The sequence below is a fragment of the Pseudoalteromonas sp. A41-2 genome (genome assembly GCF_015767615.1).
GTDB classification, from domain to species: domain Bacteria; phylum Pseudomonadota; class Gammaproteobacteria; order Enterobacterales; family Alteromonadaceae; genus Pseudoalteromonas; species Pseudoalteromonas lipolytica.
Map to the genome: position 1 here is coordinate 1,564,623 of NZ_CP065231.1, position 24,346 is coordinate 1,588,968.

24 protein-coding genes are annotated in these 24,346 nt (G+C 41.2%); 12 read left to right on the top strand and 12 right to left on the bottom strand.

The window, feature by feature from the left end; genetic code table 11:
* The first annotated feature begins 229 nt into the window (after nucleotides 1–229).
* The 4 genes from IT970_RS07190 (at nucleotide 230) to IT970_RS07205 (ending at nucleotide 3,809) form a co-directional block, all read left to right on the top strand.
* Nucleotides 230–1,624, top strand: a complete 1,395-nt coding sequence (locus tag IT970_RS07190; RefSeq protein ID WP_075593634.1) for a RimK family protein — start codon at nucleotides 230–232, stop codon at nucleotides 1,622–1,624.
* Complete coding sequence (locus IT970_RS07195) at nucleotides 1,625–2,728, top strand: GNAT family N-acetyltransferase/peptidase C39 family protein (RefSeq protein WP_196857712.1); 1,104 nt, start codon at nucleotides 1,625–1,627, stop codon at nucleotides 2,726–2,728.
* A 27-nt stretch (nucleotides 2,729–2,755) separates the two neighbouring features.
* Nucleotides 2,756–3,250: an MgtC/SapB family protein gene (locus IT970_RS07200; RefSeq protein WP_036968779.1), complete on the top strand. Its 495-nt coding sequence runs from the start codon at nucleotides 2,756–2,758 to the stop codon at nucleotides 3,248–3,250.
* A gap of 109 nt (nucleotides 3,251–3,359) precedes the next feature.
* Complete coding sequence (locus IT970_RS07205) at nucleotides 3,360–3,809, top strand: GNAT family N-acetyltransferase (RefSeq protein WP_075593632.1); 450 nt, start codon at nucleotides 3,360–3,362, stop codon at nucleotides 3,807–3,809.
* Between the two features lie 296 nt (nucleotides 3,810–4,105).
* Here the strand turns inward: IT970_RS07205 and IT970_RS07210 are convergent, their stop codons facing one another.
* Nucleotides 4,106–5,116, bottom strand: a complete 1,011-nt coding sequence (locus IT970_RS07210) for a GlxA family transcriptional regulator (RefSeq protein WP_036968773.1) — start codon at nucleotides 5,114–5,116, stop codon at nucleotides 4,106–4,108.
* A gap of 125 nt (nucleotides 5,117–5,241) precedes the next feature.
* Here IT970_RS07210 and IT970_RS07215 point away from each other — a divergent pair, with 125 nt between their 5' ends.
* Together IT970_RS07215 and IT970_RS07220 are read left to right on the top strand one after the other, a co-directional pair.
* Nucleotides 5,242–7,140 carry a beta-ketoacyl synthase gene (locus tag IT970_RS07215; RefSeq protein ID WP_036968770.1) on the top strand — a complete coding sequence of 633 codons (1,899 nt, stop codon included), beginning with the start codon at nucleotides 5,242–5,244 and terminating at the stop codon, nucleotides 7,138–7,140.
* 318 nt (nucleotides 7,141–7,458) lie between these two features.
* Nucleotides 7,459–8,952: a BCCT family transporter gene (locus IT970_RS07220; protein WP_231387323.1), complete on the top strand. Its 1,494-nt coding sequence runs from the start codon at nucleotides 7,459–7,461 to the stop codon at nucleotides 8,950–8,952.
* A 174-nt stretch (nucleotides 8,953–9,126) separates the two neighbouring features.
* On the opposite strand, the gene IT970_RS07225 is transcribed toward IT970_RS07220, so the two are convergent.
* The 3 genes from IT970_RS07225 to IT970_RS07235 all read right to left on the bottom strand — a co-directional run bounded on the left by IT970_RS07225 (nucleotide 9,127) and on the right by IT970_RS07235 (nucleotide 12,349).
* Nucleotides 9,127–9,678, bottom strand: coding sequence for a sigma-70 family RNA polymerase sigma factor (locus tag IT970_RS07225; RefSeq protein ID WP_075593630.1), 552 nt, complete (start codon nucleotides 9,676–9,678; stop codon nucleotides 9,127–9,129).
* 659 nt (nucleotides 9,679–10,337) lie between these two features.
* Nucleotides 10,338–11,174, bottom strand: a complete 837-nt coding sequence (fghA, locus tag IT970_RS07230; RefSeq protein WP_074988271.1) for an S-formylglutathione hydrolase — start codon at nucleotides 11,172–11,174, stop codon at nucleotides 10,338–10,340.
* A 53-nt stretch (nucleotides 11,175–11,227) separates the two neighbouring features.
* The gene (locus IT970_RS07235) at nucleotides 11,228–12,349 is read right to left on the bottom strand and encodes an S-(hydroxymethyl)glutathione dehydrogenase/class III alcohol dehydrogenase (RefSeq protein ID WP_036968764.1); all 1,122 of its coding nucleotides are present in this window, start codon (nucleotides 12,347–12,349) and stop codon (nucleotides 11,228–11,230) included.
* Nucleotides 12,350–12,457: 108 nt separating this feature from the next.
* Between IT970_RS07235 and IT970_RS07240 the strand changes: the two genes are divergently transcribed.
* The 6 genes from IT970_RS07240 to IT970_RS07265 all read left to right on the top strand — a co-directional run bounded on the left by IT970_RS07240 (nucleotide 12,458) and on the right by IT970_RS07265 (nucleotide 17,669).
* Complete coding sequence (locus IT970_RS07240) at nucleotides 12,458–13,339, top strand: LysR family transcriptional regulator (RefSeq protein WP_036968761.1); 882 nt, start codon at nucleotides 12,458–12,460, stop codon at nucleotides 13,337–13,339.
* Between the two features lie 89 nt (nucleotides 13,340–13,428).
* Complete coding sequence (locus tag IT970_RS07245; RefSeq protein ID WP_036968758.1) at nucleotides 13,429–14,646, top strand: lipoprotein-releasing ABC transporter permease subunit; 1,218 nt, start codon at nucleotides 13,429–13,431, stop codon at nucleotides 14,644–14,646.
* Nucleotides 14,639–15,337: a lipoprotein-releasing ABC transporter ATP-binding protein LolD gene (gene lolD, locus IT970_RS07250; protein ID WP_036968755.1), complete on the top strand. Its 699-nt coding sequence runs from the start codon at nucleotides 14,639–14,641 to the stop codon at nucleotides 15,335–15,337. Before IT970_RS07245 ends, lolD begins: the two co-directional genes overlap by 8 nt.
* Nucleotides 15,327–16,571: a lipoprotein-releasing ABC transporter permease subunit gene (locus IT970_RS07255; RefSeq protein WP_074988268.1), complete on the top strand. Its 1,245-nt coding sequence runs from the start codon at nucleotides 15,327–15,329 to the stop codon at nucleotides 16,569–16,571. Before lolD ends, IT970_RS07255 begins: the two co-directional genes overlap by 11 nt.
* A gap of 17 nt (nucleotides 16,572–16,588) precedes the next feature.
* The gene (locus IT970_RS07260) at nucleotides 16,589–17,119 is read left to right on the top strand and encodes a DUF924 family protein (protein WP_074988267.1); all 531 of its coding nucleotides are present in this window, start codon (nucleotides 16,589–16,591) and stop codon (nucleotides 17,117–17,119) included.
* Nucleotides 17,120–17,222: 103 nt separating this feature from the next.
* Nucleotides 17,223–17,669: a DUF4826 family protein gene (locus IT970_RS07265; protein ID WP_065979860.1), complete on the top strand. Its 447-nt coding sequence runs from the start codon at nucleotides 17,223–17,225 to the stop codon at nucleotides 17,667–17,669.
* Nucleotides 17,670–17,737: 68 nt separating this feature from the next.
* On the opposite strand, the gene IT970_RS07270 is transcribed toward IT970_RS07265, so the two are convergent.
* From IT970_RS07270 to tusE, 8 genes are all read right to left on the bottom strand, one after another.
* Entirely contained in the window at nucleotides 17,738–18,196 is a 459-nt protein-coding gene (locus tag IT970_RS07270; protein WP_036968745.1) for a GNAT family N-acetyltransferase, read from the bottom strand.
* Nucleotides 18,197–18,208: 12 nt separating this feature from the next.
* Complete coding sequence (locus IT970_RS07275) at nucleotides 18,209–19,354, bottom strand: cupin domain-containing protein (protein ID WP_196857713.1); 1,146 nt, start codon at nucleotides 19,352–19,354, stop codon at nucleotides 18,209–18,211.
* A gap of 270 nt (nucleotides 19,355–19,624) precedes the next feature.
* A complete protein-coding gene (gene purB / locus IT970_RS07280) occupies nucleotides 19,625–20,995 on the bottom strand; it encodes an adenylosuccinate lyase (RefSeq protein WP_036968740.1) in 1,371 nt (456 codons plus the stop codon).
* 33 nt (nucleotides 20,996–21,028) lie between these two features.
* Nucleotides 21,029–21,631 (bottom strand): high frequency lysogenization protein HflD, encoded by a 603-nt coding sequence (gene hflD, locus IT970_RS07285; RefSeq protein WP_036968737.1) that lies wholly within the window; start codon nucleotides 21,629–21,631, stop codon nucleotides 21,029–21,031.
* The gene (gene mnmA / locus IT970_RS07290) at nucleotides 21,631–22,731 is read right to left on the bottom strand and encodes a tRNA 2-thiouridine(34) synthase MnmA (protein ID WP_065979989.1); all 1,101 of its coding nucleotides are present in this window, start codon (nucleotides 22,729–22,731) and stop codon (nucleotides 21,631–21,633) included. Before mnmA ends, hflD begins: the two co-directional genes overlap by 1 nt.
* Nucleotides 22,732–22,940: 209 nt before the next feature.
* Nucleotides 22,941–23,375 (bottom strand): NUDIX hydrolase, encoded by a 435-nt coding sequence (locus tag IT970_RS07295; RefSeq protein ID WP_075593626.1) that lies wholly within the window; start codon nucleotides 23,373–23,375, stop codon nucleotides 22,941–22,943.
* On the bottom strand, nucleotides 23,368–24,015 hold the full coding sequence (locus IT970_RS07300; protein WP_036968732.1) for an rRNA large subunit pseudouridine synthase E: 648 nt from the start codon (nucleotides 24,013–24,015) through the stop codon (nucleotides 23,368–23,370). The genes IT970_RS07295 and IT970_RS07300 overlap by 8 nt, the downstream gene beginning before the upstream one ends.
* A complete protein-coding gene (gene tusE / locus IT970_RS07305; RefSeq protein WP_036968729.1) occupies nucleotides 24,015–24,344 on the bottom strand; it encodes a sulfurtransferase TusE in 330 nt (109 codons plus the stop codon). The genes IT970_RS07300 and tusE overlap by 1 nt, the downstream gene beginning before the upstream one ends.
* Nucleotides 24,345–24,346 lie beyond the last annotated feature (2 nt).

Sequence of the window (24,346 nt, forward strand, 5' to 3'; positions counted from 1 at the left end):
AATTTCATCTTTAAGTGAAAAATATCTCGTTGGTAACTCCTCGCAAAACACTCTATAAATCACATCAAGCTTAGCGCTTATACCCACACGCTTAATCAATCTAAATGATTTTGCATTATTGCGGGTTGGTATCATAAGCACCCATCTAGTTGAGTGAATTTTAGCCTCATGCATTCACTTAATTGGTTGGGTGTTTTTTCATTATTAAAGACTTATTATAGGAAAAGTCGTGTTTAAAACCTTGATTGTGGTTGATAACAACGAGCAGCGTATTGCTCAAAACTTTGAAAATGTGATCACTTTTGATACTTACCTACGTGATTACCCAAAACATAACGAACCCAAAACACGTATTTTAAATCTGTGCGATACAGGACAGTATTTAAGTAAGGGTTACTATTGTTCTTTACTTGCAGAAGCAAGACAGCACCAAGTATTACCCAGCGTAAAAACCATTAATGCATTACGTTCAGATGAGCACAGCTCTCGCCACATGCAATTACAAGGTCGCACCGTATTTTTTGGGCAAACACATTGCGAAGACGATATTAAAGCAACTAAAGCATTGTTTTCACAATACCCTGCGCCAATACTGGTGTGTGACGAGCAAGGTGTAGTGAAACAAGGTGCTATTGCGGCGCTTGATGACGACGCGTTTGCCGAATTTGTAAAACAGTTAAGCAGCTTCACAGAATCTGTCTGGCGTATTCACGATAAAAAACGCCGTTACCGCTGGGATATGGCGATTTTGGTTGATCACCAAGAAAAAGTACCACCCAGTGATAAAGACGCCATTGCAAAATTTATTAAAGCGGCAGCTAAGCATGGCATTTATGCACAAGCACTGACTTTTGATGAAATTACCAGTATTGCGCAATACGACGCACTATTTATTCGTCAAACAACGGCGATTGACCACCCAACTTATCGATTAGCAAGTAAAGCACAAAGCTTAGGGCTTGTGGTAATTGATGACGCAGAGTCAATTTTACGCTGCTGTAATAAAGTGTACTTACACGATGCCTTTAATTATCAAAAAGTGCCAAGCTTAAAAACACATGTGGTAGCTGATACATCAACAGACACCATTGAAAACTTAGAAACAAACTTTACGTACCCATTAGTACTAAAGATGCCAGAGGGGTCATTCTCTAAAGGGGTGTTTAAAGTTCAGAACCGTGAAGAGCTGATTGCAAAACTCTCGGAGCTTTTTGAGTTCAGTGCGCTAGTGCTAGCACAAGAGTATATGTACACAGAGTATGACTGGCGTGTAGGGGTGTTAAATGGTCGCGCGATTTATGCGTGTCGTTATTTAATGGCGCGTAATCATTGGCAAATTTACAACCATGATGCAAAACGCTTTTTTTCAGGTGGATTTGAAACTCTCCCGACTTTTGAGTTACCGAAAGTGGTATTAGATGCGGCATTAAAAGCCTGTAAAACAGTGGGTAAAGGTTTGTATGGCGTTGATGTAAAAGAACATCAAGGGCGCGCGTACGTACTTGAAGTAAACGATAACCCGAGCATTGATCACAAAGTAGAAGATGCCTACCTTGGCGATGAGCTTTATATGATCATTATGGACGAATTTAAGCAACGCCTTGAAGCACGAGGCCGAGGTTAAATGAAGACATTACATTGCCAAATCCGGTTTGCGAAAGTATCGGATTTGGCGGCACTTGTTGCCATTGAAGAGCAAAGCTTTAGTCAAGATAGATTAAGCAGTCGCAGCTTAAAGCGCTGGCTTTCAGCAAACCATGGTTTGTTAATGGTTGCTGAAGTTAACAGTGAATTGGTCGGTTATGGCCTTGTGTGGTGTCATAAGGGCACGCGGTTAGCGCGGTTGTACTCATTGGCCGTCCTTGCGAGCCAACAAGGTAAAGGGGTGGCTTCGCAGCTGCTAATTGCTCTTGAAAACGAGACTGTAAAACGAGGTCGTAGTTTTATGCGACTAGAGGTTGCAGTCAATAATCAGGCCGCAATTCGTTTATACGAAAAGCATGGCTATCATGTGTTTGGTCATTACAGTGATTATTATGATGATCACAGTGATGCGCTACGAATGCAAAAAACGATTCGTCGTAATACTGCCTTTAATGCTGATAAACACACACCGTGGTATCAACAAACCACTGAATTTACCTGTGGTCCCGCGGCATTACTAATGGCTATGTCGTCGCTTAATAATACGCCAATGAGCCAATTAAAAGAACTTGATATTTGGCGTGAGGCAACCACCATTTTTATGACCTCGGGTCACGGTGGCTGCCATCCGCTGGGTTTAGCACTTGCAGCGATGAAACGTGGATTTAAGGCTGATGTTGTTTTAAATACCCGTGAATCATTGTTTATTGATGGTGTAAGAAGTGAAAAGAAAAAAGCAATTTTACACACAGTGCATAACCAATTTGTTGCTGAAGCTATCGTTGCGAAAATGCCTGTACGCTATCAAGAACTAACCCTTAACGATATTGAAACATGGCTGGCGGCGGGTAAAGCGGTGGTTTTACTCATTAGTACATATCGCTTTGATGGTAAAAAATCACCACATTGGGTGTGCGTAACGCATGTGGATGAGCATTGCTTATATGTTCATGACCCATTTTGTGAAGACAAAAAGCAACTCGCCATTGATTGCCAACATGTGCCAATAGCAAAAGCCGATTTTAGTAAAATGGCTAGCTTTGGATCATTGCGGTTAAGCACCGCGATGGCGTTTTCTTTATAATTATTAATTCAAATATTTGGAAGTACAGTGACACTGAATAGTCTATTTGATATTGCCCCTTACTCTTGGTCTGCAATTGGTAGTGCCGCATTTTGTGGTGCGATCATTGGTATGGAGCGCCAATTGCGCGGAAAGCCAGTGGGTATTCGCACCTCGGCGCTTATTGTTCTAGGGACCTATTTATTCTTAGCCACCGCATTTATGTTACATGGTGATGTAATTGACCACTCCCGTGTAGTTGGGCAAATAATTACAGGTATTGGCTTTTTAGGTGCCGGCGTCATGCTGGCAAAAGATGGCGCAGTGGTCGGTGTTACTTCAGCTGCAACCATTTGGGTATTAGCGTCTATCGGTGTCGTAATTGCCACTGATAACCTTATGGCCGCAATTAAGCTTTCGGTATTGGTTGTGGTTATTTTATACGGTGTTGATGTACTGGAAGCGAAGTTTAAAAGTTTAGGCCGGGGTGTTCACGCACAAGTAAAACGCTATTCAAAATTGTATTATCGGAAAGAAAAATAGTTTTAGAAATTAGAAATCAAACATTAGATATTTGATCTGACCCCGATAAAGTAGGATCCTTTTTGGAGTCAGATCAATTTGAATTTAGATTTTGAGTAGGAAAAATGTAATGACAACTTGTTACTCAATAAAATCAGCTACTTTACAAGATTTATTACTTGTAGATAGCCAAATTCCTGAGTTTGATGGCAGAAATACGCTAAGTAAATTACACGCAAAGTTGGCTGGTCGTGAGCATCTTGTTTTAGTCGCGTATATTGATAATGAGCCTGTCGCGTATAAGCTCGGTTATGGGTTAGATAATAATACCTTTTATAGTTGGCTTGGTGCCGTGTTGCCAAAGTGCCGAGGGATGGGAATTGCTCAAGCTTTATTAGCAGCACAAGAAATGTGGGTGAAAGAGCATAATTACGATGCAATTAATGTGAAATCAATGAATCGTTTTCCTGCGATGCTAAGTCTGTTGATAAAAAATGGCTATACCATAGCGGGTTATGAAGACAGGGGTAACCCGCACAAGAGCAAAATTATATTCAGCAAAGAGCTTGCTTCCAATTAAGTTAGTTTGTCTCAATAATTAAAAATGCGTCGCCTACACTACCTATTCCCATTTTCATTAATATTAAATCCTTTCGAGTGATTAAACTGGTCGTTACCTACGTTAAAAATGTCTGATTTACGACTGCGTGGATGCAGGTGGTAGAGCAATGCAGGAGCAATTGCCGAGAATAACTAAATAACTAAATTTTTGCCTTGTTATCAAACGAAGTTTTATTCGCTCAAAAATTATTCACTTAATTAAGCAAAATGGTATGAGTTGGCTTTTGAAGCGTTGTTTTATGGTATCGAATAGCGTTAACCAAATAGCTTACGTCTTACCACTGTTCTATATTCACTGGGTGTTTGCGACAGTACTTTCTTAAATACACGGGTTAAATGTCCTTGGTCATTATAGCCAACTTCAAGTGCCACCTCTTGGATTGATAAATTAGAAGAGGCGAGTAATTCTTTCGCGCTTTGTACACGTAACTGCTGCCAATATTCAATCGGAGTTTGGCTGGTGGCTTGGCGAAAACGTCGGGTAAACGTTCGATAGCTTAAACTAAATTGGGCTGCAATTTCCTGTAAGGTGAGCTCAGATGTTAGATTGTTTTTAAGCCAAAACTGGATCTGTGCAATTAATTCGTCTGGGTGTTTATCAACAGCACCTTCTAAATAACGCTGATCTTCGTAAGGTTTTCGAATTTCATGGGAGAAGTTACGCTCTACATGTTGTGCGGCTTCTCGGCCATAATACTGGCTAATTATATGCACAATGACATCGGCTAAGGCATTCAAACTGGCAACGGTATACATACGCTCAGACTGGGTAATAAAGAAGTCAGGCTTTAACTGTACATTAGGGTAATCTCGTTTAAATTGTTCAGCATAATGCCAATGCGTTGTGGCTGGGTGACCGTTTAATAAACCTGCTTCTGCTACTAAGCAATTACCTGTGCCTACGCCCACTATATGGCTCCCTTGCAGCCACGAATCAGCGAGCCAATTAACAAGGCGAGGATGTTTACTCACCACAGGTCGAGGGTTACGCCAAATACCTGGAACAATAATTAAATCGCTATATGGCGCTGTGTCGGGGTCGCTGTCGGGCATAATGGCAAGCCCCGTTCTGTTTGCAATCGGTTTTACTGTGCTGGCAACTAAATTGATATTAAGCGGGGTAAATTCATCGTACCGGTGATGACTTTTCGCAAAAGCTTCACCCGCCCTAAGCATTTCTATAGGTAGAGTAAGACTTGTAATGAGTAGGTGAGGGTACACTAAAATACTAATTTCGATGGCGTTTGCATGTTTACCGTGTGTCACTTTTATTGCTCCGACCAGTTGGTTTTGGCCTATTATGCATGTTATTTGGCTATTAAAGCACAAGGCTACCTAGTTAATCCATTTAAACTTAAGTAATTCTCGTAACACGTTTCTCAAGGTTATTTATGACAGCATTACCCGTTATTGTTGGTATGGGTGGTATTAATGCCGCTGGCCGCACTTCTTTTCATCAAGGTTATCGTCGTATCGTGTTAGACAGCTTAGATGCAACAGCCCGTCAGGAGACATTTTTAGGCTTAGCGACGTTAATGAATTTAGTAACACTGACCGACGGCGTTTTAAAAGATGCTGAAGGCAACGTTATTAACGAAGCTGATATTGAAGCACAATTCGGCGAACAAGTATTAGCAGGTACGCTAATCCGTAAAATTGAAAAAAATCACTTTGACGTTGATGCAACTCCGTGGCAACAAAAAATGACGCTGACAGCGTCTGACGAGCAGCAAATTGTGTTTGAAACTCGTCGTCGTGATTTACCAACGCCAGTACCTGCAAGTTGGCAGGTTGAAGATCTCAGCGATAAAAAAGTAAAAGTAACCATTAGTGCCGACCTTGCTATTAAGCACGACAGCACCCGTGACAACCCGATTAAAGCCGCGGGTCAATTACCTACAGGTTTTGATCCAGCGACCATGTATAACAGTCGTTACCAACCACGAGGCCTACAAGCGACCATTTTTGCGGCAACCGATGCCATTCGCTCTACAGGGCTTGCATGGCAGCATGTTATGAATAGTGTTGAGCCTGATCAAATTGGTACATATTCGGCCTCGGTAGCAGGGCAAGTGGATGACGAAGGGTTTGGTGGCTTAATTCGTGCGAGACAACAGGGCGACCGCGTAAGCACCAAACAATTAGCACTTGGCTTAAATACCATGTCGACTGATTTCATTAATGCGTATGTGACCGGTAATGTTGGAACAACGTTCACCACATCGGGCGCATGTGCCACCTTTTTATACAACCTACGCGCTGCTGTTAACGATATTCAAGCTGGTCGCACCCGCGTTGCGATTGTTGCATCTGTTGAATGCGCCATTACGCCTGAAATTGTCGAAGGCTTTGGTAATATGAGCGCACTTGCTAACGAAGAAGGCCTAAAACGTCTTGATAATACCGATGTGGTAGATCATCGACGTACCAGTCGTCCATTTGGTGAAAACTGCGGTTTTACTATTGGTGAAGGCGCACAGGTGGCAATTTTAATGGATGATGCGCTTGCACTCGAACTCGGTGCTGATATTCAAGGCTCTGTTGCCGATGTATTTGTAAATGCCGACGGTATTAAAAAGTCAATTACAGCACCGGGCCCAGGTAACTATATTACAATGGCTAAATCGGTCGCGCTTGCCAGCAGTATTGTTGGTCAAGAAGCCGTACAAAAACGCAGCTTTATTTTAGCGCATGGTTCTAGCACACCTCAAAATCGTGTAACAGAGTCTCTTATTTATCATAAAGTAGCTGAAACATTTGCGATTGATAGTTGGAAAGTGGCTGCGCCAAAAGCGTATGTTGGCCACACAATTGCACCGGCAAGTGGTGATCAACTTGCCATGGCGTTAGGCGTGTTTAGTCATAATATTATGCCGGGTATTACCACTATTGATAAAGTGGCCGATGATGTTTACAGCCAGCATTTAGATATTCGCACAGCGCACTATCAATGTGATGCAATGGATATCGCTTTTATAAACTCAAAAGGGTTTGGTGGTAATAATGCAACCGCCACAGTGCTGTCGCCAAACGTGACAATGCAAATGCTGACAAAGCGTCATGGCGATGCAAAAATGGCTCAGTACCAAGACCGCAATACCCATGTTGCACAAGCACAAAATGAATATAAGCAACAAGCTGATTTAGGCCATTATGAGCTTATTTATCGTTTTGGTGATGGTTTAATTGATGAAAACGACATTGTTATTAATGAAGAATCGATGACTATCCCAGGTTTTGACAAAGCGATAGCGTTCAACAAATCGAATCCTTATAAGGATATGTATTAAGATCAAGACATGTTTAAGCACATTCTTGACAGCAAGGCGCTTTTAAAGCGCCTTTTTTCGTTTTCCCCAAAAAATACACCTTATTTTTAGCTCCTAAATCGTGTAAGAAAATTTAGTTTAAAAGAGCGTATATAACTCTATAACTCTATAACTCTATAACTCTACTTATAAATACATTTTTAAGGGACATGTAGCCGCGTTGTAGTGATTCAGTATTGGTATAATTTACGCGTTAAAGGTAATAATTCACACTTTTGCCTGTTTGTATCAACGCCGTGCTGACAGTATTCTTAATGCGCTCACTCTATAGGCTTAATCTTGAAACACTCTACCTCTTCACTTGAAAAAACGGCACTGGCTATTTGCTTGACTGTTGCACTGATCGCTGTTGTTTTACCTAATTTAATGACAGAACAAGTTCAGCCGATGATTTCTACAGCATTGGCACACATAGGCAGCGGCTTCTTTTTGTTAATTAACTTTTTATTATTTGCAGTAATAATACTTGCGTTTAGTCCATTGGGAACTCGTAAAATAGGAGGTGAGAATGCACGCATTGAATATTCAAACTTTGGTTGGTTTGCCATGCTTTTTGCTGCGGGAATGGGTTCTGGATTGGTTTTTTGGGGAGTCGCTGAGCCTGCGCTGCATTCATTGAACCCACCCTTAAAGCAAAGTTTATACCCCGATAGATTAGCAAGTAGTCTTGCATTAACGCTGGTTAATTGGGGCGCACATGCGTGGGCATTATATGCTGTGTTTGCCATCGTGTTAGGTGGTTTAACTCAATACAGCGGTAAATCCGGTGACATGTGCGCGCCTGTAATGAGTGCAATAGGCAATAAGGTAGATAAACAGGGGCAACTTACTCTCTGTTTTGTGGTTAAGTTGATTGCCGTATTTGCTATTTTTTTTGGTGTGGTTGGTACCATTGCTAATTCTACATTACTGATCAGCAAAGGAGTTGAGCTTGAGTTAAACATAACTTCGCCAGCTTTAATTGGCTCTCTAATAGTGGGGGTGCTCTTCATTATTTATACCGTATCGGCAAAGTTTGGTATTAGGCGCGGTGTGCAATCGTTAAGTATATTTAATGTAATTTTGGCGTTTACTCTATTAATTTGGCTTTTGTGTGTCGTTCCTATAGCGCCAATTATACAGATAGCCTTAGATGGTACAGGTTATTACATACAACTACTTGTAACGGGTACTTGGCAGTTTGATAGCCAGTTAAATAACTCAGATTGGGCGAATCGATGGACTTATAATTACTACTTTTGGTGGTTAGCATGGGGGCCATTCGTGGGTGTTTTTTTAGCGAAAATTAGCCAAGGACGAGCTGTTTGGCAGTTTGTTTTAGCTGTTGTCTGCATTCCCACGGTTGTAACAATTATTTGGTTTTCTGCATTTTCTGGTGCAGCAATTGAATGGGATAAACTGAATCAATCGGGTATTTTATTGGCTATAAAAGATGATTATAGCCAAGGGCTGTTTGTTTTTTTTCATCAATTAGGTTGGCAAGGTACGGTATTTATTTGGGCTAGTTTGCTGCTGTTACTTGTGTTTGTTGCGACATCAGCAGACTCTGCAATTTTAGTCATTAAGCAGCTAGTGGGGCGTGAAAACTCGCAGGGGATTACTTTATATGCTTGGTGCTTAGCTTTGTTTTTATGTAGTTATGTATTGTTGCTTCAACACGATGAGCTACTAAATAGAAGTGTAGCGATTCTTGGGGCACTGCCTTTTTTGATAATTTTTATTTTACAACTTGTTGGGTTTTTAAAAGAATTTGTTCGTGACTTATGTAAGTAAGCTATTCAACATTTTTTACAGTCGTCATTGATTGTTAGTTATTTGTAAGAGGTGGTTAAAGAAGAGTCGCAGTGAGTGTGCCGCAAAATTTTGTCACGGTGAAAGCGTGTGAGGAAATCTCGTCTTGCTGGCTGACTCTTTAAAGTAAATAGTGAGTGCCGGCTTTCTAATAGGCTAGCTATCTGCGCTGCAACCGCATTGATTCTTACACTCTGCATCCATGCCCTGTGCCGCGAAGGTAAAGTTACAGCACGCTTGTAATTTAGTTTTTAGTTGTTCGCGACCGCGTTTGATGCGTGATTTAACCGCTGGCAGGCTCAATTTATATTTGTCGGCAATTTGTTGTTGTTTGAGTTGCTGCAACTCGCTGTCGATAAGTATGTTGCTAACATGGGCGGGTAAATCTTGAATTAACGTGTTAATACAGCGGTTGAGTTGCTGCTCACTGTAAGCAGCTGCCCAGTCTACCTCAGGCGCATGCAGTTGCTCTAGTTTGTCGCTACTACTATTGGGACGTTTACTGCGGTAGTAATCAATTATGGCGTGACGGCAGATTTGATAAAGCCAGGGCTGTAGCTTGTCGGCGGCACTAAGGCTGTCGATATTGTTAAGCACTTTAATAAAGACATCTTGCAGTATGTCTTCAGCCATCGCTTGGTCGTTCACTTTGCTGGCGATAAATCCCAGCAGTTGCTGGTGGAATTGCTTCCAGATATTTTCAATCATAATTAGGCTTCGTCCATACTAAGGCATCAGCACCTAAGTGCTGTTGCCTTGATATTTATGACAGCTTAACAGCAGCTGTTTTTTGTATTTGGGTTACAGCTCTTACAATGGCAGGGCTGTAAGGTTTGGCACTCATTGTTAGCACAGTTGCAGTTACAATTACAGCTACTGTCACAGTCATTGTTACAGTTACTTTCATTGTTACAGACACAGGCCTCGTCGCAGTTACTGCTAGTATCGGGGTTACTGGTGTTGTTAGTTGTACTCATTACCTTGCTTCCTTATTTTGTGATTAAACATTCACTTCACTACTAGAGACGCAAGCGAGAGAAAAAGGATGCACGTATTTATCGCAAGAGCGCTCACATTAGAGTTTGCTTGCGCTTTAAATTAGGTGATTTCGTGAGGGGATGAGGTGAAAATAGCTTTATTTACAATGGTTTGTTGTTGAATAAGTCTTAAAAATATAACTGCCATGTTGCAATTAAATCGACTTATAATTTTTGAGGATATACTTTAATAGTTGTGGGTGAGTATTTTCAGCTACTTTGATTCTCAGGTAAGTAAGTTAGTGACAAAAGCAAGGCTCCAACCGTTAGCGCCTATCTGTTTGCTTTGTTGAAAGCGTGTGAGGAAGTTATGTCCTCACACTAAGTACACTACAGGTGACGGTGATGAAACTCTAAATGTTCATCAATAAAGCTACTAATAAAATAGTAACTGTGATCATAGCCAGCATGCATATTTATTTCAGCGGGGTAATCTTTTTCATTGACGACCAAAAACAAGTTTTCTGTTTTTAGTTGTTCAACTAAAAAGTTGTCAGCTTCGCCTTGATCAATACGCAGCGGTAAATAATCTTCTGGGCTTGCTTGTTTCATGAGCTCGCAGCTATCGTAATTGCGCCACGCCGCTTTGTCAGTCCCTAAGTAATGACTAAATGCTTTTTCACCCCATGGACAATTTATAGGGTTGACGATAGGGCTAAATGCGCTTGCGCTAACAAACTGTTTTGGATTTTTAAGCGCAATCATTAGGGCGCCGTGCCCTCCCATTGAGTGACCTGCAATCGCTTTTTTATCAGTAACAGGGAAGTGCGCTTCAATTAACGCTGGCAACTCAGTCACAACATAATCATACATATTGTAATGTACATTGTAGGGGGCTTGTGTTGCGTTAACATAAAAGCCAGCACCTTGACCAAAATCGTAGCTTTCGTCGTCAGGTACGGTGTCACCACGTGGGCTTGTATCAGGTGCGACAATAGCAATACCCAGTTCTGCGGCTTTTTTAAAGGCACCGGCTTTTTGCATAAAGTTTTCATCAGTACAAGTAAGGCCTGACAACCAATACATCACAGGTACTTTATTGGTTTCACTTGCACCCGGTGGTAAAAATATAGCAAAACGCATTGTGCAGTGTGTACTGCTCGCTTGATGCGTGTATTGCTTATGCCAACCACCGCTGACTTTTGTTGAGCTTATATTTTCGAGCATATCAGCATCCTTGAAAATGAAAGCGCCTTTTAAATCAAGGCGCTTATTAATGATTAGTAATGAATAACAGAGCGGATACTCTTACCTTCGTGCATTAAGTCAAAGGCTTCATTAATATCTTCAAGTTTCATGGTGTGTGTGATGAAGTCATTAAGTGCAAACTCACCCTTCATATATCGTTCTACGATTTCAGGTAACTCAGAACGGCCTTTTACTCCACCAAATGCGCTACCACGCCATACGCGGCCTGTTACAAGTTGGAATGGGCGTGTTGAAATTTCTTGGCCTGCGCCTGCAACACCAATAATAACTGATTCACCCCAGCCTTTATGACAACACTCAAGTGCAGAGCGCATTACGTTTACGTTACCAATACACTCAAATGAGAAATCGACACCGCCGTCAGTCATTTCAACAATCACTTCTTGAATTGGTTTATCGAAATCATTTGGATTGATCAAATCTGTGGCGCCAAGCTTAGTAGCCAGTTCAAATTTGCTGGTATTAATATCAATACCGATAATACGACTAGCGCCTGCCATTTTTGCACCGATAATGGCAGATAAACCAATGCCGCCAAGACCAAATATAGCAACCGTGTCACCTTGTTGTACTTTAGCAGTTTTAGTAACTGCACCCATACCTGTTGTTACGCCACAGCCAAGTAGGCAAATTTCTTCAAGCGGGGCTTCTTTACTTACTTTTGCGAGTGAAATTTCAGGAAGTACAGTGTATTCAGAAAACGTTGAGCAACCCATATAATGATAAATCGGTTGACCGTCTTTATAAAAACGAGTGGTGCCATCTGGCATTAAACCTTTACCTTGTGTTTCACGAACAGCTGAACACAGGTTTGTTTTACCCGATTTACACATTTTACACTCGCCACATTCAGCGGTGTAAAGAGGAATGACGTGGTCGCCGACTTCAACGTGAGTTACACCTTCACCTACAGCCTCTACAATACCGCCGCCTTCATGGCCGAGAATAGCAGGGAAAATACCTTCAGGATCTTCACCAGATAAAGTGAATGCGTCTGTGTGACAAACACCGGTTGCTACAATTTTTACAAGCACTTCGCCTTTTTTAGGCATCATCACATCGACTTCTTCAATCGATAGAGGTTGGTTTGGTCCCCAAGCAATTGCTGCTTTTGATTTAATAAAATCAGTCATAACGTTCCCTTATTTGTAGGTAGTAGATAATTAACATAGACTATTTTATTTATTTCTCAATGGATGATAATCTTCGATTTATTAAAACACTTTTACAGTATGGTAATAATGAATCGTTGGCATGGAATTGATGAGTTTTTAGCCGTCGCTGAAACAGGCAGCTTTACTAAAGCAAGTCGATTATTAGGGATGTCAGTGGCGCATGTCAGTCGCTATGTGAGCCAATTAGAAGAGCGTTTAAATACGCAATTGCTTACTCGGACAACACGCAAGGTGGTACTTACCCAAGAAGGTGAAGTGTTTGCTCATCAAACTAAACAATTGCAAAATGCGATGGACGACGCCACGGCACTTTTGGCTGAGCAGCAACTGACACCAAAAGGGACAATTAAATTAACTGCACCAGTGATGTATGGCGAAAGCTACATTATGCCTGCTGTCCATACATTTATGCAGAAACATCCTGATATTGAAGTTATTAGTCACTTGAGCAATGAACAAGTCAATTTATTAGATGAGGGATTTGATCTGGCGATTCGGTTAGGGCATTTAAAGGATTCATCATTAAAGGCCAGACGAATAAGTCAGCGACGTTTAGTGATTTGTTGTAGCCCAGACTATATCAATAACTATGGTCAGCCTCATAGTGTGAGTGAACTTCATCAGCACCACTGTTTAATTGGAAATAACAGTTACTGGCGTGTGAAAGATCAACTTCAAGATAAACATATTAAAGTGGCGGGTCGATTACAGTGTAATAGTGGCTGGGCTTTGGTTGATGCTGCTATTAAAGGTTTAGGCATTGTGCAGCTACCAGATTATTACGTGGATAAATATTTGCAGTCAGGTCAATTAGTCGCGGTGCTTTCCAATGTTGCCCCCGCACCTGAAGGCGTTTGGGGGGTATATCCGCCAAGGCAATTTATTGCAACGAATGTAAAAGCATTATTAGACCACTTAATAGAAACTGTTCAAGTATCAGATTTATAATTATTTTTTACAAATTCGATAATCCCATCATGGCTAAATATATGCTAACATGAGCGCATATTTAGCCCTTGTAAAACCTATAATTACTTATGTTTCAACCTGTTAGCCTTTTTATAGGGCTGAGATATAGCCGCTCCTCAAAGGGCAACGCCTTTATCTCTTTTATTTCGTTTTTTTCTATTGCGGGCATTGCTATCGGTTTAATGGCTCTATTTACCGTAAGCTCTGTGATGAATGGTTTTGAAAATAACCTCAAGACTAATATGTTAGGTTTGATCCCGCATATTGAAGTGGACGCTAAGTCACAGTCTAAAGAAGCCATGTCGCGTATTAAGTCACAGCTGTCGGAGTCTCCTGCTGTAAAACAAGTCAATTTGTATCGTCATGGAGAGGCTATTTTACAAACTAATCAAGACCTTCATGGTGTGCTCTTACAAGGCTTATATGACGATGGGAGCTCGTTATATAACATTAAAGAAAAAATAGTGGCAGGTAATTGGTCACTAGTCATGGATGAAAATTATCACATAGCAATAAGCCGTTATTTAAGTCGTAAACTGGGTATTTCGTTGGGTGACAAAGTACGGGTGATCATGCCAAATGCAAGCACCTATACTCCGCTTGGTCGAGTACCTAGCCAGCGTTTATTTACGGTTGCAGCGCTGTACGAAACACAATCTGAAATCGATATGTCACTTGCATTTACTAGCGGCTATTCATTGCAGCGTGTTTTAAAGCTCTCACAATCAGTTGCCCCTAATTTGAGTGTTTCTTTGCATGAACCATTTGCCGTTGAGCAGGTGCTTAAAAGTCATGCGTCTATATTTAAAGACGTTGAACACACAGACTGGCGCGATAGCCAAGGCACCTTATTCGCAGCAGTGGCCATGGAAAAGCGCATCATGTCTATGTTACTGGGATTAATAGTATTAGTTGCGGTGTTTAATATCGTCTCGGCTTTAACCATGATGGTGAGTGAAAAGCAAAGTGAAGTCGCTATTTTGCAAACCTTAGGGCTAACACCAGCACAAGTACAAAATGTATTTATGATCCAAGGTCTGTATAACGGTTTAATTGGCACCAGCATTGGTGCATTACTGGGTGTGTTGTTTAGTCAGTACATTAATGAATTATTGAATATGTTTGGCATCAATTTACTCGCAGGCATGCGTTTACCTGTTAAATTTGATGTAGTCAGTTTAAGCCTAATTGCCGCCGGTAGTATTGCAATGAGCTTTTTAGCAACGTTGTATCCTGCCCGTAAAGCTGCAAAAGTGAACCCAGCAGAGGTATTACGTTATGAGTGAGTTAGTAATCAAGTGTCAGCAGCTTAATAAAGTGTATCAAGATGGCGAAAACCAAGTTGCAGTATTAAAAGGGGTTAACTTGAGCTTAGAGCAAGGTGAAATGCTCGCTGTTGTTGGCAGCTCGGGTTCAGGAAAAAGCACGTTACTACATATTTTAGGTACGCTTGATGGTGCCACAGACGGTAAAGTTGAAATTAAAGGTAAACAAGTCGGTAAACTAAATCGTAAGCAACAAGCTAATTTCCGTAATGAGAATTTAGGGTTTATTTATCAATTTCATCATTTATTAATGGAGTTTACGGCAGTTGAAAACGTTGCAATGCCGTTACTCATAAAGGGATTAAGTGCCAAGGACGCGACTGAAAAAGCACGGGTTATGCTTGATAAAGTAGGGTTGTCTCATCGTAGTGAACATAAACCATCGGCTTTGTCTGGTGGTGAGCGTCAGCGTGTCGCAATTGCGCGTGCATTGGTGACAGAGCCCGCTTTAGTGCTTGCCGATGAGCCTACCGGCAACTTAGATAAGCAAAATGCGATTAAAATATACGACCTCATTAAAGAGTTAAACAGCAGCTTAAAAACCAGCTTTGTGGTGGTAACACACGATTTAGAACTTGCTGATAAGCTTGGCAAGATTGCTTATCTTGACGATGGAAAATTAGCGATTAAAGAGTCTCAGCATGTTGCTTAGTGCGTTTATTTCGAAGCGTTTTAGAGCGCACTCAGGACACAAAGATGGGCAAAACGGTTTTGTTAGCTTTATAGCTAAAGCATCGACAATTGGTATTTTATTGGGCGTGGCGGTTTTAATCGTTGCCCTTTCGGTTATTAATGGTTTTGAGCAACAGCTTGTTCATCGTTTACTGTCTGTCGTGCCTCAGGTTGAATATGTTGCGCCGAATAAACCGATTAATAATTGGCAGTCAAAAGTAAGCCTACTTAACTCGCAATCTGGTGTAGTGGGAGCGGCGCCTTTTATTAGCGTGAATGGCATGGCGCAATTTAAAAGTGATTTAAAAGCTGTTGAGGTACGTGGAGTTGCTAGCGAATTTGAAAACCAAGTATCAGCGATTAATCAATTTACTCAAGGCCGACTGGTTAGCCAGCTGCAACAAGAAGATATTCTCTTAGGTCAGCAAGTTGTTAATAAACTAGGGCTGAAAATAGGGGATCCTGTTACTTTGTTAATCCCGCAAATTAACCAGCAAAGTAACACCTTGCTTGCGCCAAAACGGGTTAGTTTAAACTTGGCTGGCATTATTAACATGGGTGGACCTATTGATGAAACGGCTGCTTTTATTCGTTTAGATAAAGCACAATCAGTATTGGGTTTTAGTGAAGATCAGGTTACAGGTTTACGTTTAAAAGTGGATGATGTTTTTAATGCTCATCAAATCGCGATGCGTGTTGGCCAAGTTATCCCTGATTATGTGTATGTCTCGAGTTGGTTTAGAACGCAGGGCAGCTTGTATCAAGACATTCAAATGGTGCGCACCATTGTTTATATTGTGGTGTTTTTAATCATTGCTGTGGCGAGCTTTAATATCGTGTCATCTTTGGTGATGGAGGTACGCGAAAAACAAGCAAATATTGCCATTCTAAAAACCATGGGCGCACAAGACAGTACTATTTTAGCAACGTTTGTGATGCAGGGATTTACACAGGCGCTAATAGGGGTTGTACTTGGCACTATTATCGGTGTGATGGTGGCGTTAAATATCAGCGAATTATTTACTTGGCTGAGTAACCTTTTGGGCGACAACCCTTTACAAGGTGTTTATTTTATTGAGTTTTTACCCAGTAAATTAGTCTGGCAAGATATTGTGATCACCGTTATTGTGACCTTTGTGTTAGCGATACTGGCCACTTTATATCCTGCATGGCAAGCCACCCGTGTAGACCCAGCAAAAGTGCTAGGCAATTAAATGTAGGAGACGAGTGTATGGATAAGCAATCAGTTATTGATTTTTGGTTTAATGATTTAGGGCCTTCGGCTTGGTATCAGCAGTCCGATGAATTAGATAGGTTAATTACTGATAAATACGCACCGTTACTTTTGCAGGTAATAGCAGGAGAGTGCGCTAATTGGCGAGTCGATGCGATAGGCTCTTTAGCAGAAATCATTGTTTTAGATCAGTTCTCTCGTAATATTTATCGCAATTCACCGCGTGCTTTTAGCCAAGATGCCCAAGCGCTAACTCTTGCTCAGCGTGCAATCGAATTAGGCTTTGACAAGGCACTACCGACTGAACAAGCAGCCTTTATTTATATGCCTTTTATGCACAGTGAATCAAAAGCGATTCATCAGCAGGCCTTACAATTATTTAGGGGCCTGCCTAATTATGAATTTGAACTAAAACACAAGTTGATCATTGATAGATTTGGTCGTTATCCCCACCGAAATGCCATTTTAGGGCGAGAATCAACGCAAGAAGAGCTGCAATTTTTAACGGAACCGGGCTCTTCCTTTTAACTTGGGTGAATAATATCCAAATGCACTTCGTTTACCCCTAAACACTTGCACAGCTCAATATTAAGCCTTAAAGTGTCTGAAATGTTGTAAAAGAGTAACCATCATGGAACAAAAACAAGCGAGACCATTAACACCTGAAGAACAAGCAGAAGCACAAAAGCAAAGTGTTATTTGGCAAAGAGAATGTTTCCAAAATGCACAAAAGCACTTAGCTGAAAAAGGTGTTATACCGCAAACTGTTGTTGAAAAAGAAAGCCGTTTTATTGCACCGCTAGTCGCAATTTGGAAGTTCAAAGCGCAAAATGGTAAAAGTTATTGGGTGATTACGGGTCGATTGCCTACCGATCATGCTGAAGCGGGCGCGGCTGCAAACCCACGCGAAGTCTTACGTTATTTCTCAATGCAGTGGCAATTAAAAGCAGATCAGTTGATGGAATCTGGTGCAACAGATAAAACGAAAGTTGATTTTGCTAACCTACTGATTAATCGCGCTCATGGTTTGTATGAGTTATTCGAAAAAGATGAAATGTGGCAGAATGAGCCCGCGTAATCGCATTTTAATTATAAAAAAAAGCTGAATAATTTTATTCAGCTTTTTTATGAAAATGACAAAAGTCACTAATGAACCATCGTGAATGGTCGCGTATCAAACTGTTTTATAGGGCAAAGCATTCGCTGTCTAGGAATACCCGCTTCCATAAATACTAAGCCATCAGCAGCAAAACCATTTCGTTTAAATCGTTCAACTTCATTTAAAATACAATTAATACTGACGCAATCACAGCCTTGCTTTTCAGCCATATTAACTAAGTAGGTTAGCAGTGATTTATAAACCGAACGGTTGCGATGCTCTGGTAAGACGGCAATACGCCCAATCAAACCATCATTACACAAACGCCCAGTGGCAACTGGGCATTTTCCATCGTCTGTAACGAGCACGTGATGGGCTGTTTTATCTAAATGATCAAATTCAACGTGTTTTGGTATATGAAGCTCATATACAAATACACGTTCTCTGATCCGTTGTAAGAGTTCCTTGTCGATACTCCATTCAACTTCGTCAATATGATACCCCATAAGCACACGCTCCTAACAAAACCAAATACCCTCATTTAAAAGTGTAGTAAATGTTTTTAAAAAGTCGTGGTTATTTTTTGAACTATTTATATCGTCTGCTGTCACCCAGCTTTGGTCTGTAAGCCTTTTGATATCAGCAAGTGCACTCATTTCATGCAGGTAGTTTATACCGTTAACACTTAAAAGAACTTTATCATCAATAATTTGATAAATAGCGCGTGTACCACCTAAACGTTCAAAAACCAGCGTTTCATCAGTGAGCAGCTCACGTACTTGATCAACCGTGTAGGGCTCTTCTAAAGGTGCTAAGTCCATGTCGTGTTTTGGTTGACTTAAACTATTACCAAGCCAGGTTTTAAATACTGTATTATCATCGATGGCTGCGATCATGAGCTGTTTAATTTGCTCGGCTTCTAGGTTGTTTAGCTCACCTTTAGAATCGCGCAGTGTCAGCTTGCTATCGCCATAGCGTGTATTGCCAAGTTCAGTATCAATTAAGTGATCGGCAAATTGTGAGAGTAAGTCTCGTTGATTAGGTGCTCTAAAACCCACTGAGTAGTTAAGAGCATTTTCAACTGCATAGCCTTCATGTGGGCAACCAGGAGGAATATACAAAATATCGCCAGGCTCTAATACACAATCAATTACAGCAGGGAATTGTTCTACTTGAAGTAGACTTTTATTTTGAGCGAATTGTTTTAAGTTTGCATCAGGTAAACCAACACGCCAATGACGTTTGCCAAGACCTTGAATGATAAATACATCATATTGGTCTAGATGCGGACCCACGCCACCCCCTGGTGTTGAGTAACTTATCATCAGATCATCAATTCGCCAGTTTGGAATAAAACGAAATGGTTCAAGTAATTGAGCTGCATCTGCATGCCAATGATCAACGGCTTGTACTAGCAATGTGGCATTCTTTTCTGTTAGTAAGCTAAAGTCTTCGAATGGGCCGTGGTATGCCTGCCAGTCATCAGCATGATTGGTGATGATACGTGACTCAATGCTGTCTTCCATTGCAAGTCCAGCTAACTCCTCTGGCTCAATAGGATCTTGAAAATCACTAAAACCTTGTTTAATAAGTAGCGGTTTTTTCTGCCAATACTCGCTTAGGAATTGCTGCGGAGTAAGCGAATTAATAGTTAGTTGATACATATAGGCACCTAATACCAAGCTGTTGAGTTATACCAATGTGCAAAAATACTTAATCATTTTGAGTGATTAAACCAGTCGCTACCTGCGTTAAAAATTTCTGATTTAGAACAACTAAATAACTAAATTTTTGCCTGTTATCAACGCGGTTTTATTGCCTCAAAATAGACCACTTAAGTAAGCAAGATGGTATTAATTGAGCAAGTTGGCATAATTAAAAGTAATAAAAAAGCGAAAGGAAGGCCTTTCGCTTTTTAAAGTCATATACGCAATTTATGCTAAGTTATCAATGAACTCAACAGCACGGCCAATATAGTTTGCCGGTGTCAATTTTTTCATTTCAACTTTTGCTTCTTCTGGTAAATCAAGACCATCAATGAAATCAGCCATGATTTCTTTGTTAACACGTTTACCACGTGTTAAGTCTTTAAGCTTTTCGTACGGCTTTTCGATACCGTATTTACGCATGACTGTTTGAATAGGCTCAGCAAGTAATTCCCAGTTTTGATCAAGTTCTTCTAAAAGGCGCGGTTCGTTAACTTCAAGTTTGCTAACACCTTTTAACGTTGCTTGATAAGCAATTAGGGTATAGCCCATGCCCACACCAAGGTTACGTAAAACGGTTGAATCAGTTAGGTCACGTTGCCAGCGAGATACAGGCAGTTTTTGCGCAAGGTGAGCAAAGATTGCATTTGCAATACCTAAGTTACCTTCAGAATTTTCAAAATCGATTGGGTTTACTTTATGTGGCATTGTTGATGAACCAATTTCACCCGCAATCGTTTTTTGTTTAAAGTGATTAAGAGCAATGTAACCCCAAACGTCACGGTCAAAATCAAGTAGCACAGTATTGAAACGTGCAATTGCATCAAAAAGCTCTGCAATATAATCGTGTGGCTCGATTTGTGTTGTGAATGGGTTAAATGTTAAACCAAGACTCGTAACGAATTGTTCAGCATGGTTGTGCCAATCGTAATCTGGGTATGCACTTAGGTGGGCATTGTAGTTACCTACTGCACCGTTGATTTTACCTAGCATTTCAACTTGAGCAATTTGGTCACGTTGACGCTTTAAGCGCATGTAGACGTTTGCAAACTCTTTACCCATTGTTGAAGGTGTTGCAGGCTGACCGTGTGTACGAGTCATCATAGCAACAGATTTATATTCAACTGCTTTTTCTTTTAAAGCATTTAGGAGTTGATCACAGTAAGGAAGTAACACTTTGTCACGCGCTTCAGTTAACATTAAACCGTGAGATAGGTTGTTAATGTCTTCTGATGTACATGCGAAATGAATAAACTCATTCACTGCGTTAAGCTCTGCGTTGTCAGCTACTTTTTCTTTCAGTAGATATTCAACGGCTTTAACGTCGTGGTTAGTTGTGCGCTCGATTTCTTTAACGCGTGCTGCGTCAGCTTCGCTAAAGTTATCAACAATGGCATTAAGTAAAGCATTAGCCTCGTCGCTAAATGCCGGTACTTCTGTGATTGCGCTTGCTGCAGACAAGGCTTGTAACCAACGAACCTCAACAGTTACACGGTATTTGATTAAACCAAATTCGCTGAAAATGCTGCGTAGTTCCGTGGTCTTGCTGCCATAGCGACCATCTACCGGAGAGATAGCGGTTAACGCTGAAAGCTCCATAATGACTCCTAAATTGTCTAGTTTGAACGATAATTAAATATACTGTTTAGCAATAGCGAGAATTTTTCTTTTCGCAAAGAAAAAGTGACGGCGTTTACCGCCCATTTGTCGCCATAACACGGCACTACGAATTCCGGCTAAAAGGAGAGCGCGGATTTTGTTTTGCGTGAGTTGCTGCTTTAATAACTCTGGCTTGCCGTACACTTGAATACGATGCCCAAGGGGGCTTAGCACCGATGAGTAAATATCGGCAAGCGCTGCGACCACGGTATCATCTGTGATTGCAAAATGGTCGAGGCGTCGTTTTACATCATCGATACGTCGACCTAATTCATTTAAACTGTTTTGTTTTGCACTTAATGCACGTTCTAACTGCATTAAGCCACCTACATACTTTACGATTTCAACGTCTTTGTCGGCGCCTGCTGAAAGCTGGGCAGTCAACACGCGATAACCCTCACGTAAATTATGTTTTCCCTGGTATACATCTTCAGGGGTATTCGGTGACGTTTCTACAATACAGTTGAGTAATTTTTCTAATTCGTGATCGCTACCACTGCCATATTGCGCTACTTTTTGAACCTGTTTAGCAACTTGACACATGGCGGCTAATGCCATGACTTGGTGCTCTGTCATTATTTGATCACCGAATCGATAATACCGCCACCGAGGCATACTTCGTCAGCATAAAAAACGGCTGATTGGCCTGGTGTCACTGCTTTTTGTGGCTCATCGAATAATACGCGTGCCATACCATCTTCACCAACCAGCAATGTACAGCTGATGTCTTCTTGGCGATAGCGTGTTTTCACTGTACAACGCGTCGTGCCCTTTGGCCCAACACGGTCAACCCAGTGAAGTTGGTTAGCATTTAAGCCATTACTGTATAAGCGAGGGTGATCTTTACCTTGACCAACCACTAAAACATTGCGTGCAATGTCTTTGTCTACAACATACCAAGGCTCGCCTGAACCTTCTTTCATACCGCCAATTAACAGGCCTTTTCGTTGGCCAAGGGTATGGTACATAAGACCTTCGTGCTCACCGACTTCGTTACCATCAGTGTCTTCAATTTTGCCCGGTTGTGCCGGTAAGAATTTTTGTAAAAAGTCTTTAAATTTACGCTCACCAATAAAGCAAATACCGGTGCTATCTTTTTTATCGTGCGTTATTAAATCTTGTTCTTCGGCAATGCGACGAACGTCTGGCTTGGCAATATCACCAACAGGGAAAAGTGTTTGTGCAATATGCTCATGACTTAGTGTGTATAAAAAGTAGCTTTGATCTTTGTTGTCATCAAGGCCACGGCACATAACATATTTGTCGTCTCGCTTTTCACGGCGCACATAATGACCCGTGGCGATATAATCGGCACCTAGCGCTTCAGCTGCAAATTCTAGAAAGGCTTTGAATTTAATTTCTTTGTTACACATGATGTCTGGATTAGGTGTGCGACCTGCTTTGTACTCTGCTAAAAAGTACTCAAACACGTTATCCCAGTATTCTGCTGCAAAGTTAACAGTATGTAGTTCAATACCTAGTTTATCGCACACGGCTTGTGCGTCTTTAAGATCTTCTGCAGCAGCGCAATATTCATCATTATCGTCTTCTTCCCAGTTTTTCATGAACAGGCCTTCTACTTGATAGCCTTGTTGCTTTAATAAATACGCTGATACAGAAGAATCAACACCGCCGGACATACCAACGATGACTTTAATGTGACTATTTTCGCTCATAATATTCGCTGTCATTTTTTAACTGCTGTGGAAAGGCCGATATTATATACCCAAACCACTTCAAGATGCGAGTTTCAGTTAGGATTAAACGTAATTTAGGCGCGCTACTGATTGCAAATAGTGGTTATTTGCTTGTTACTGTAATAAATCGCTTTTATTTAACAGCGTTAATCAAAATAATCGTCATTATTGGTAAATAACACGCGTCGTTATTGGTAAATCAGGCTCAGTGGATAGGCATGTCCTGCGAGATGATCTTCAATACACTTTAAAACCAGAGGGCTTCTGAGTGGCAGCTCTTTTATGGCGTCTAAGCTGAACCAGTGAGCGCTTATAATATCGCTATCAATAGGTGAAGGGGGGAGCTGCTCTGCGCAACTAAACGCAAAACTAAATCGCATGTAGTGTACACCATTTGTGGCATGCAGATTATAAATACCCACAAGATGTGAAGGGGAGAGCGTTAAACCCGTTTCTTCGTATAGTTCACGACTTGCTGCTTCGCTCACGGTCTCGTGTGCTTCTAAATGCCCTGCAGGTTGATTGTAACAAATTTCGCCTGTGTGTTTATCACGCTCTTTTACCAGTAAAAACTTGTTTTTACTGGTAACGATAGCGGCAACAGTGACATGAGGTTTATGCATCTGGGTTATCGACTACTTTATATTCGCCACTTGCTAATCCTGCAAGGGTATACTTGCCAATGCTGTAACGGATAAGTCTTAAGGTCGGGAAACCAACATGGGCTGTCATGCGCCTTACTTGACGATTTCGTCCTTCAGTTATTGAGATTTCAAGCCAACTAGTCGGAATGTTTTTACGTTCTCTTACCGGTGGTGTTCGAGGCCATAAGGTCGGTTCGTCAATGCGTTTAACTTTGGCTGGTTTGGTCATGCCATCTTTAAGCTCTATACCTTTATTGAGCGCATAAATGGCTTCGTCGGTAACATCGCCTTCGACTTGCACCCAGTAAGTTTTAGCGGTCTTTTTATGTGGTTCAGTCAATGTGTGCTGTAATTTTCCACAATTGGTGAGTAGCAATAGGCCCTCGCTGTCTCTGTCGAGGCGACCTGCAGCATAAACGTCTTTGATGTTTATAAAATCAGCCAGAGTTTTACGATTTTGATCATCCGTAAATTGGCACAATACATCAAATGGCTTATTGAACAGCACAACTTTGCGTTGCTCTGGGTTTAAGGGTTCTTTTACTTCACGTTTTAGTGTGGGTCTTGAATAACGTCGCCCATTACTGCGACGCGGTTTACTCGTAGGTTTGTGTGCCATTAAATACACCTTGCTGGCTTTGGTAAACCTGCAATTTTTGTAGCTTGCTTCGCAGGGCCTTTTGGAAACAGCTTATATAGATACATGCTGTTGCCTTTTTCTTCGCCGAGTTTTTGTGCCATTGCTTTTACTAGCATACGAATAGCTGGACTGGTGTTGTATTCTAAATAAAAGTCACGAACAAAATGCACGACTTCCCAATGCTGTGCAGTCAGGGTTATGTTTTCTTGCTCAGCAATTATAGGAGCCAGTGCTTCACTCCAATCTGCGCTGTTGAGTAAATAACCTTGTTTATCAGTGTCTATTTGTTTGTTATTAAATTCGAGCATGG

What these genes read in the sequence shown, in the direction of transcription:
- IT970_RS07300 (WP_036968732.1), bottom strand. Translation starts at nt 24,015, where the DNA reads ATGGCACACAAACCTACGAGTAAACCGCGTCGCAGTAATGGGCGACGT.
- IT970_RS07275 (WP_196857713.1), bottom strand. Translation starts at nt 19,354, where the DNA reads ATGTATCAACTAACTATTAATTCGCTTACTCCGCAGCAATTCCTAAGC.
- IT970_RS07265 (WP_065979860.1), top strand. Translation starts at nt 17,223, where the DNA reads ATGGAACAAAAACAAGCGAGACCATTAACACCTGAAGAACAAGCAGAA.
- IT970_RS07245 (WP_036968758.1), top strand. Translation starts at nt 13,429, where the DNA reads ATGTTTCAACCTGTTAGCCTTTTTATAGGGCTGAGATATAGCCGCTCC.
- IT970_RS07235 (WP_036968764.1), bottom strand. Translation starts at nt 12,349, where the DNA reads ATGACTGATTTTATTAAATCAAAAGCAGCAATTGCTTGGGGACCAAAC.
- IT970_RS07260 (WP_074988267.1), top strand. Translation starts at nt 16,589, where the DNA reads ATGGATAAGCAATCAGTTATTGATTTTTGGTTTAATGATTTAGGGCCT.
- IT970_RS07295 (WP_075593626.1), bottom strand. Translation starts at nt 23,375, where the DNA reads ATGCATAAACCTCATGTCACTGTTGCCGCTATCGTTACCAGTAAAAAC.
- purB (WP_036968740.1), bottom strand. Translation starts at nt 20,995, where the DNA reads ATGGAGCTTTCAGCGTTAACCGCTATCTCTCCGGTAGATGGTCGCTAT.
- lolD (WP_036968755.1), top strand. Translation starts at nt 14,639, where the DNA reads ATGAGTGAGTTAGTAATCAAGTGTCAGCAGCTTAATAAAGTGTATCAA.
- mnmA (WP_065979989.1), bottom strand. Translation starts at nt 22,731, where the DNA reads ATGAGCGAAAATAGTCACATTAAAGTCATCGTTGGTATGTCCGGCGGT.
- IT970_RS07215 (WP_036968770.1), top strand. Translation starts at nt 5,242, where the DNA reads ATGACAGCATTACCCGTTATTGTTGGTATGGGTGGTATTAATGCCGCT.
- IT970_RS07225 (WP_075593630.1), bottom strand. Translation starts at nt 9,678, where the DNA reads ATGATTGAAAATATCTGGAAGCAATTCCACCAGCAACTGCTGGGATTT.
- hflD (WP_036968737.1), bottom strand. Translation starts at nt 21,631, where the DNA reads ATGACAGAGCACCAAGTCATGGCATTAGCCGCCATGTGTCAAGTTGCT.
- IT970_RS07240 (WP_036968761.1), top strand. Translation starts at nt 12,458, where the DNA reads ATGAATCGTTGGCATGGAATTGATGAGTTTTTAGCCGTCGCTGAAACA.
- IT970_RS07255 (WP_074988268.1), top strand. Translation starts at nt 15,327, where the DNA reads ATGTTGCTTAGTGCGTTTATTTCGAAGCGTTTTAGAGCGCACTCAGGA.
- IT970_RS07270 (WP_036968745.1), bottom strand. Translation starts at nt 18,196, where the DNA reads ATGGGGTATCATATTGACGAAGTTGAATGGAGTATCGACAAGGAACTC.
- tusE (WP_036968729.1), bottom strand. Translation starts at nt 24,344, where the DNA reads ATGCTCGAATTTAATAACAAACAAATAGACACTGATAAACAAGGTTAT.
- IT970_RS07205 (WP_075593632.1), top strand. Translation starts at nt 3,360, where the DNA reads ATGACAACTTGTTACTCAATAAAATCAGCTACTTTACAAGATTTATTA.
- IT970_RS07195 (WP_196857712.1), top strand. Translation starts at nt 1,625, where the DNA reads ATGAAGACATTACATTGCCAAATCCGGTTTGCGAAAGTATCGGATTTG.
- fghA (WP_074988271.1), bottom strand. Translation starts at nt 11,174, where the DNA reads ATGCTCGAAAATATAAGCTCAACAAAAGTCAGCGGTGGTTGGCATAAG.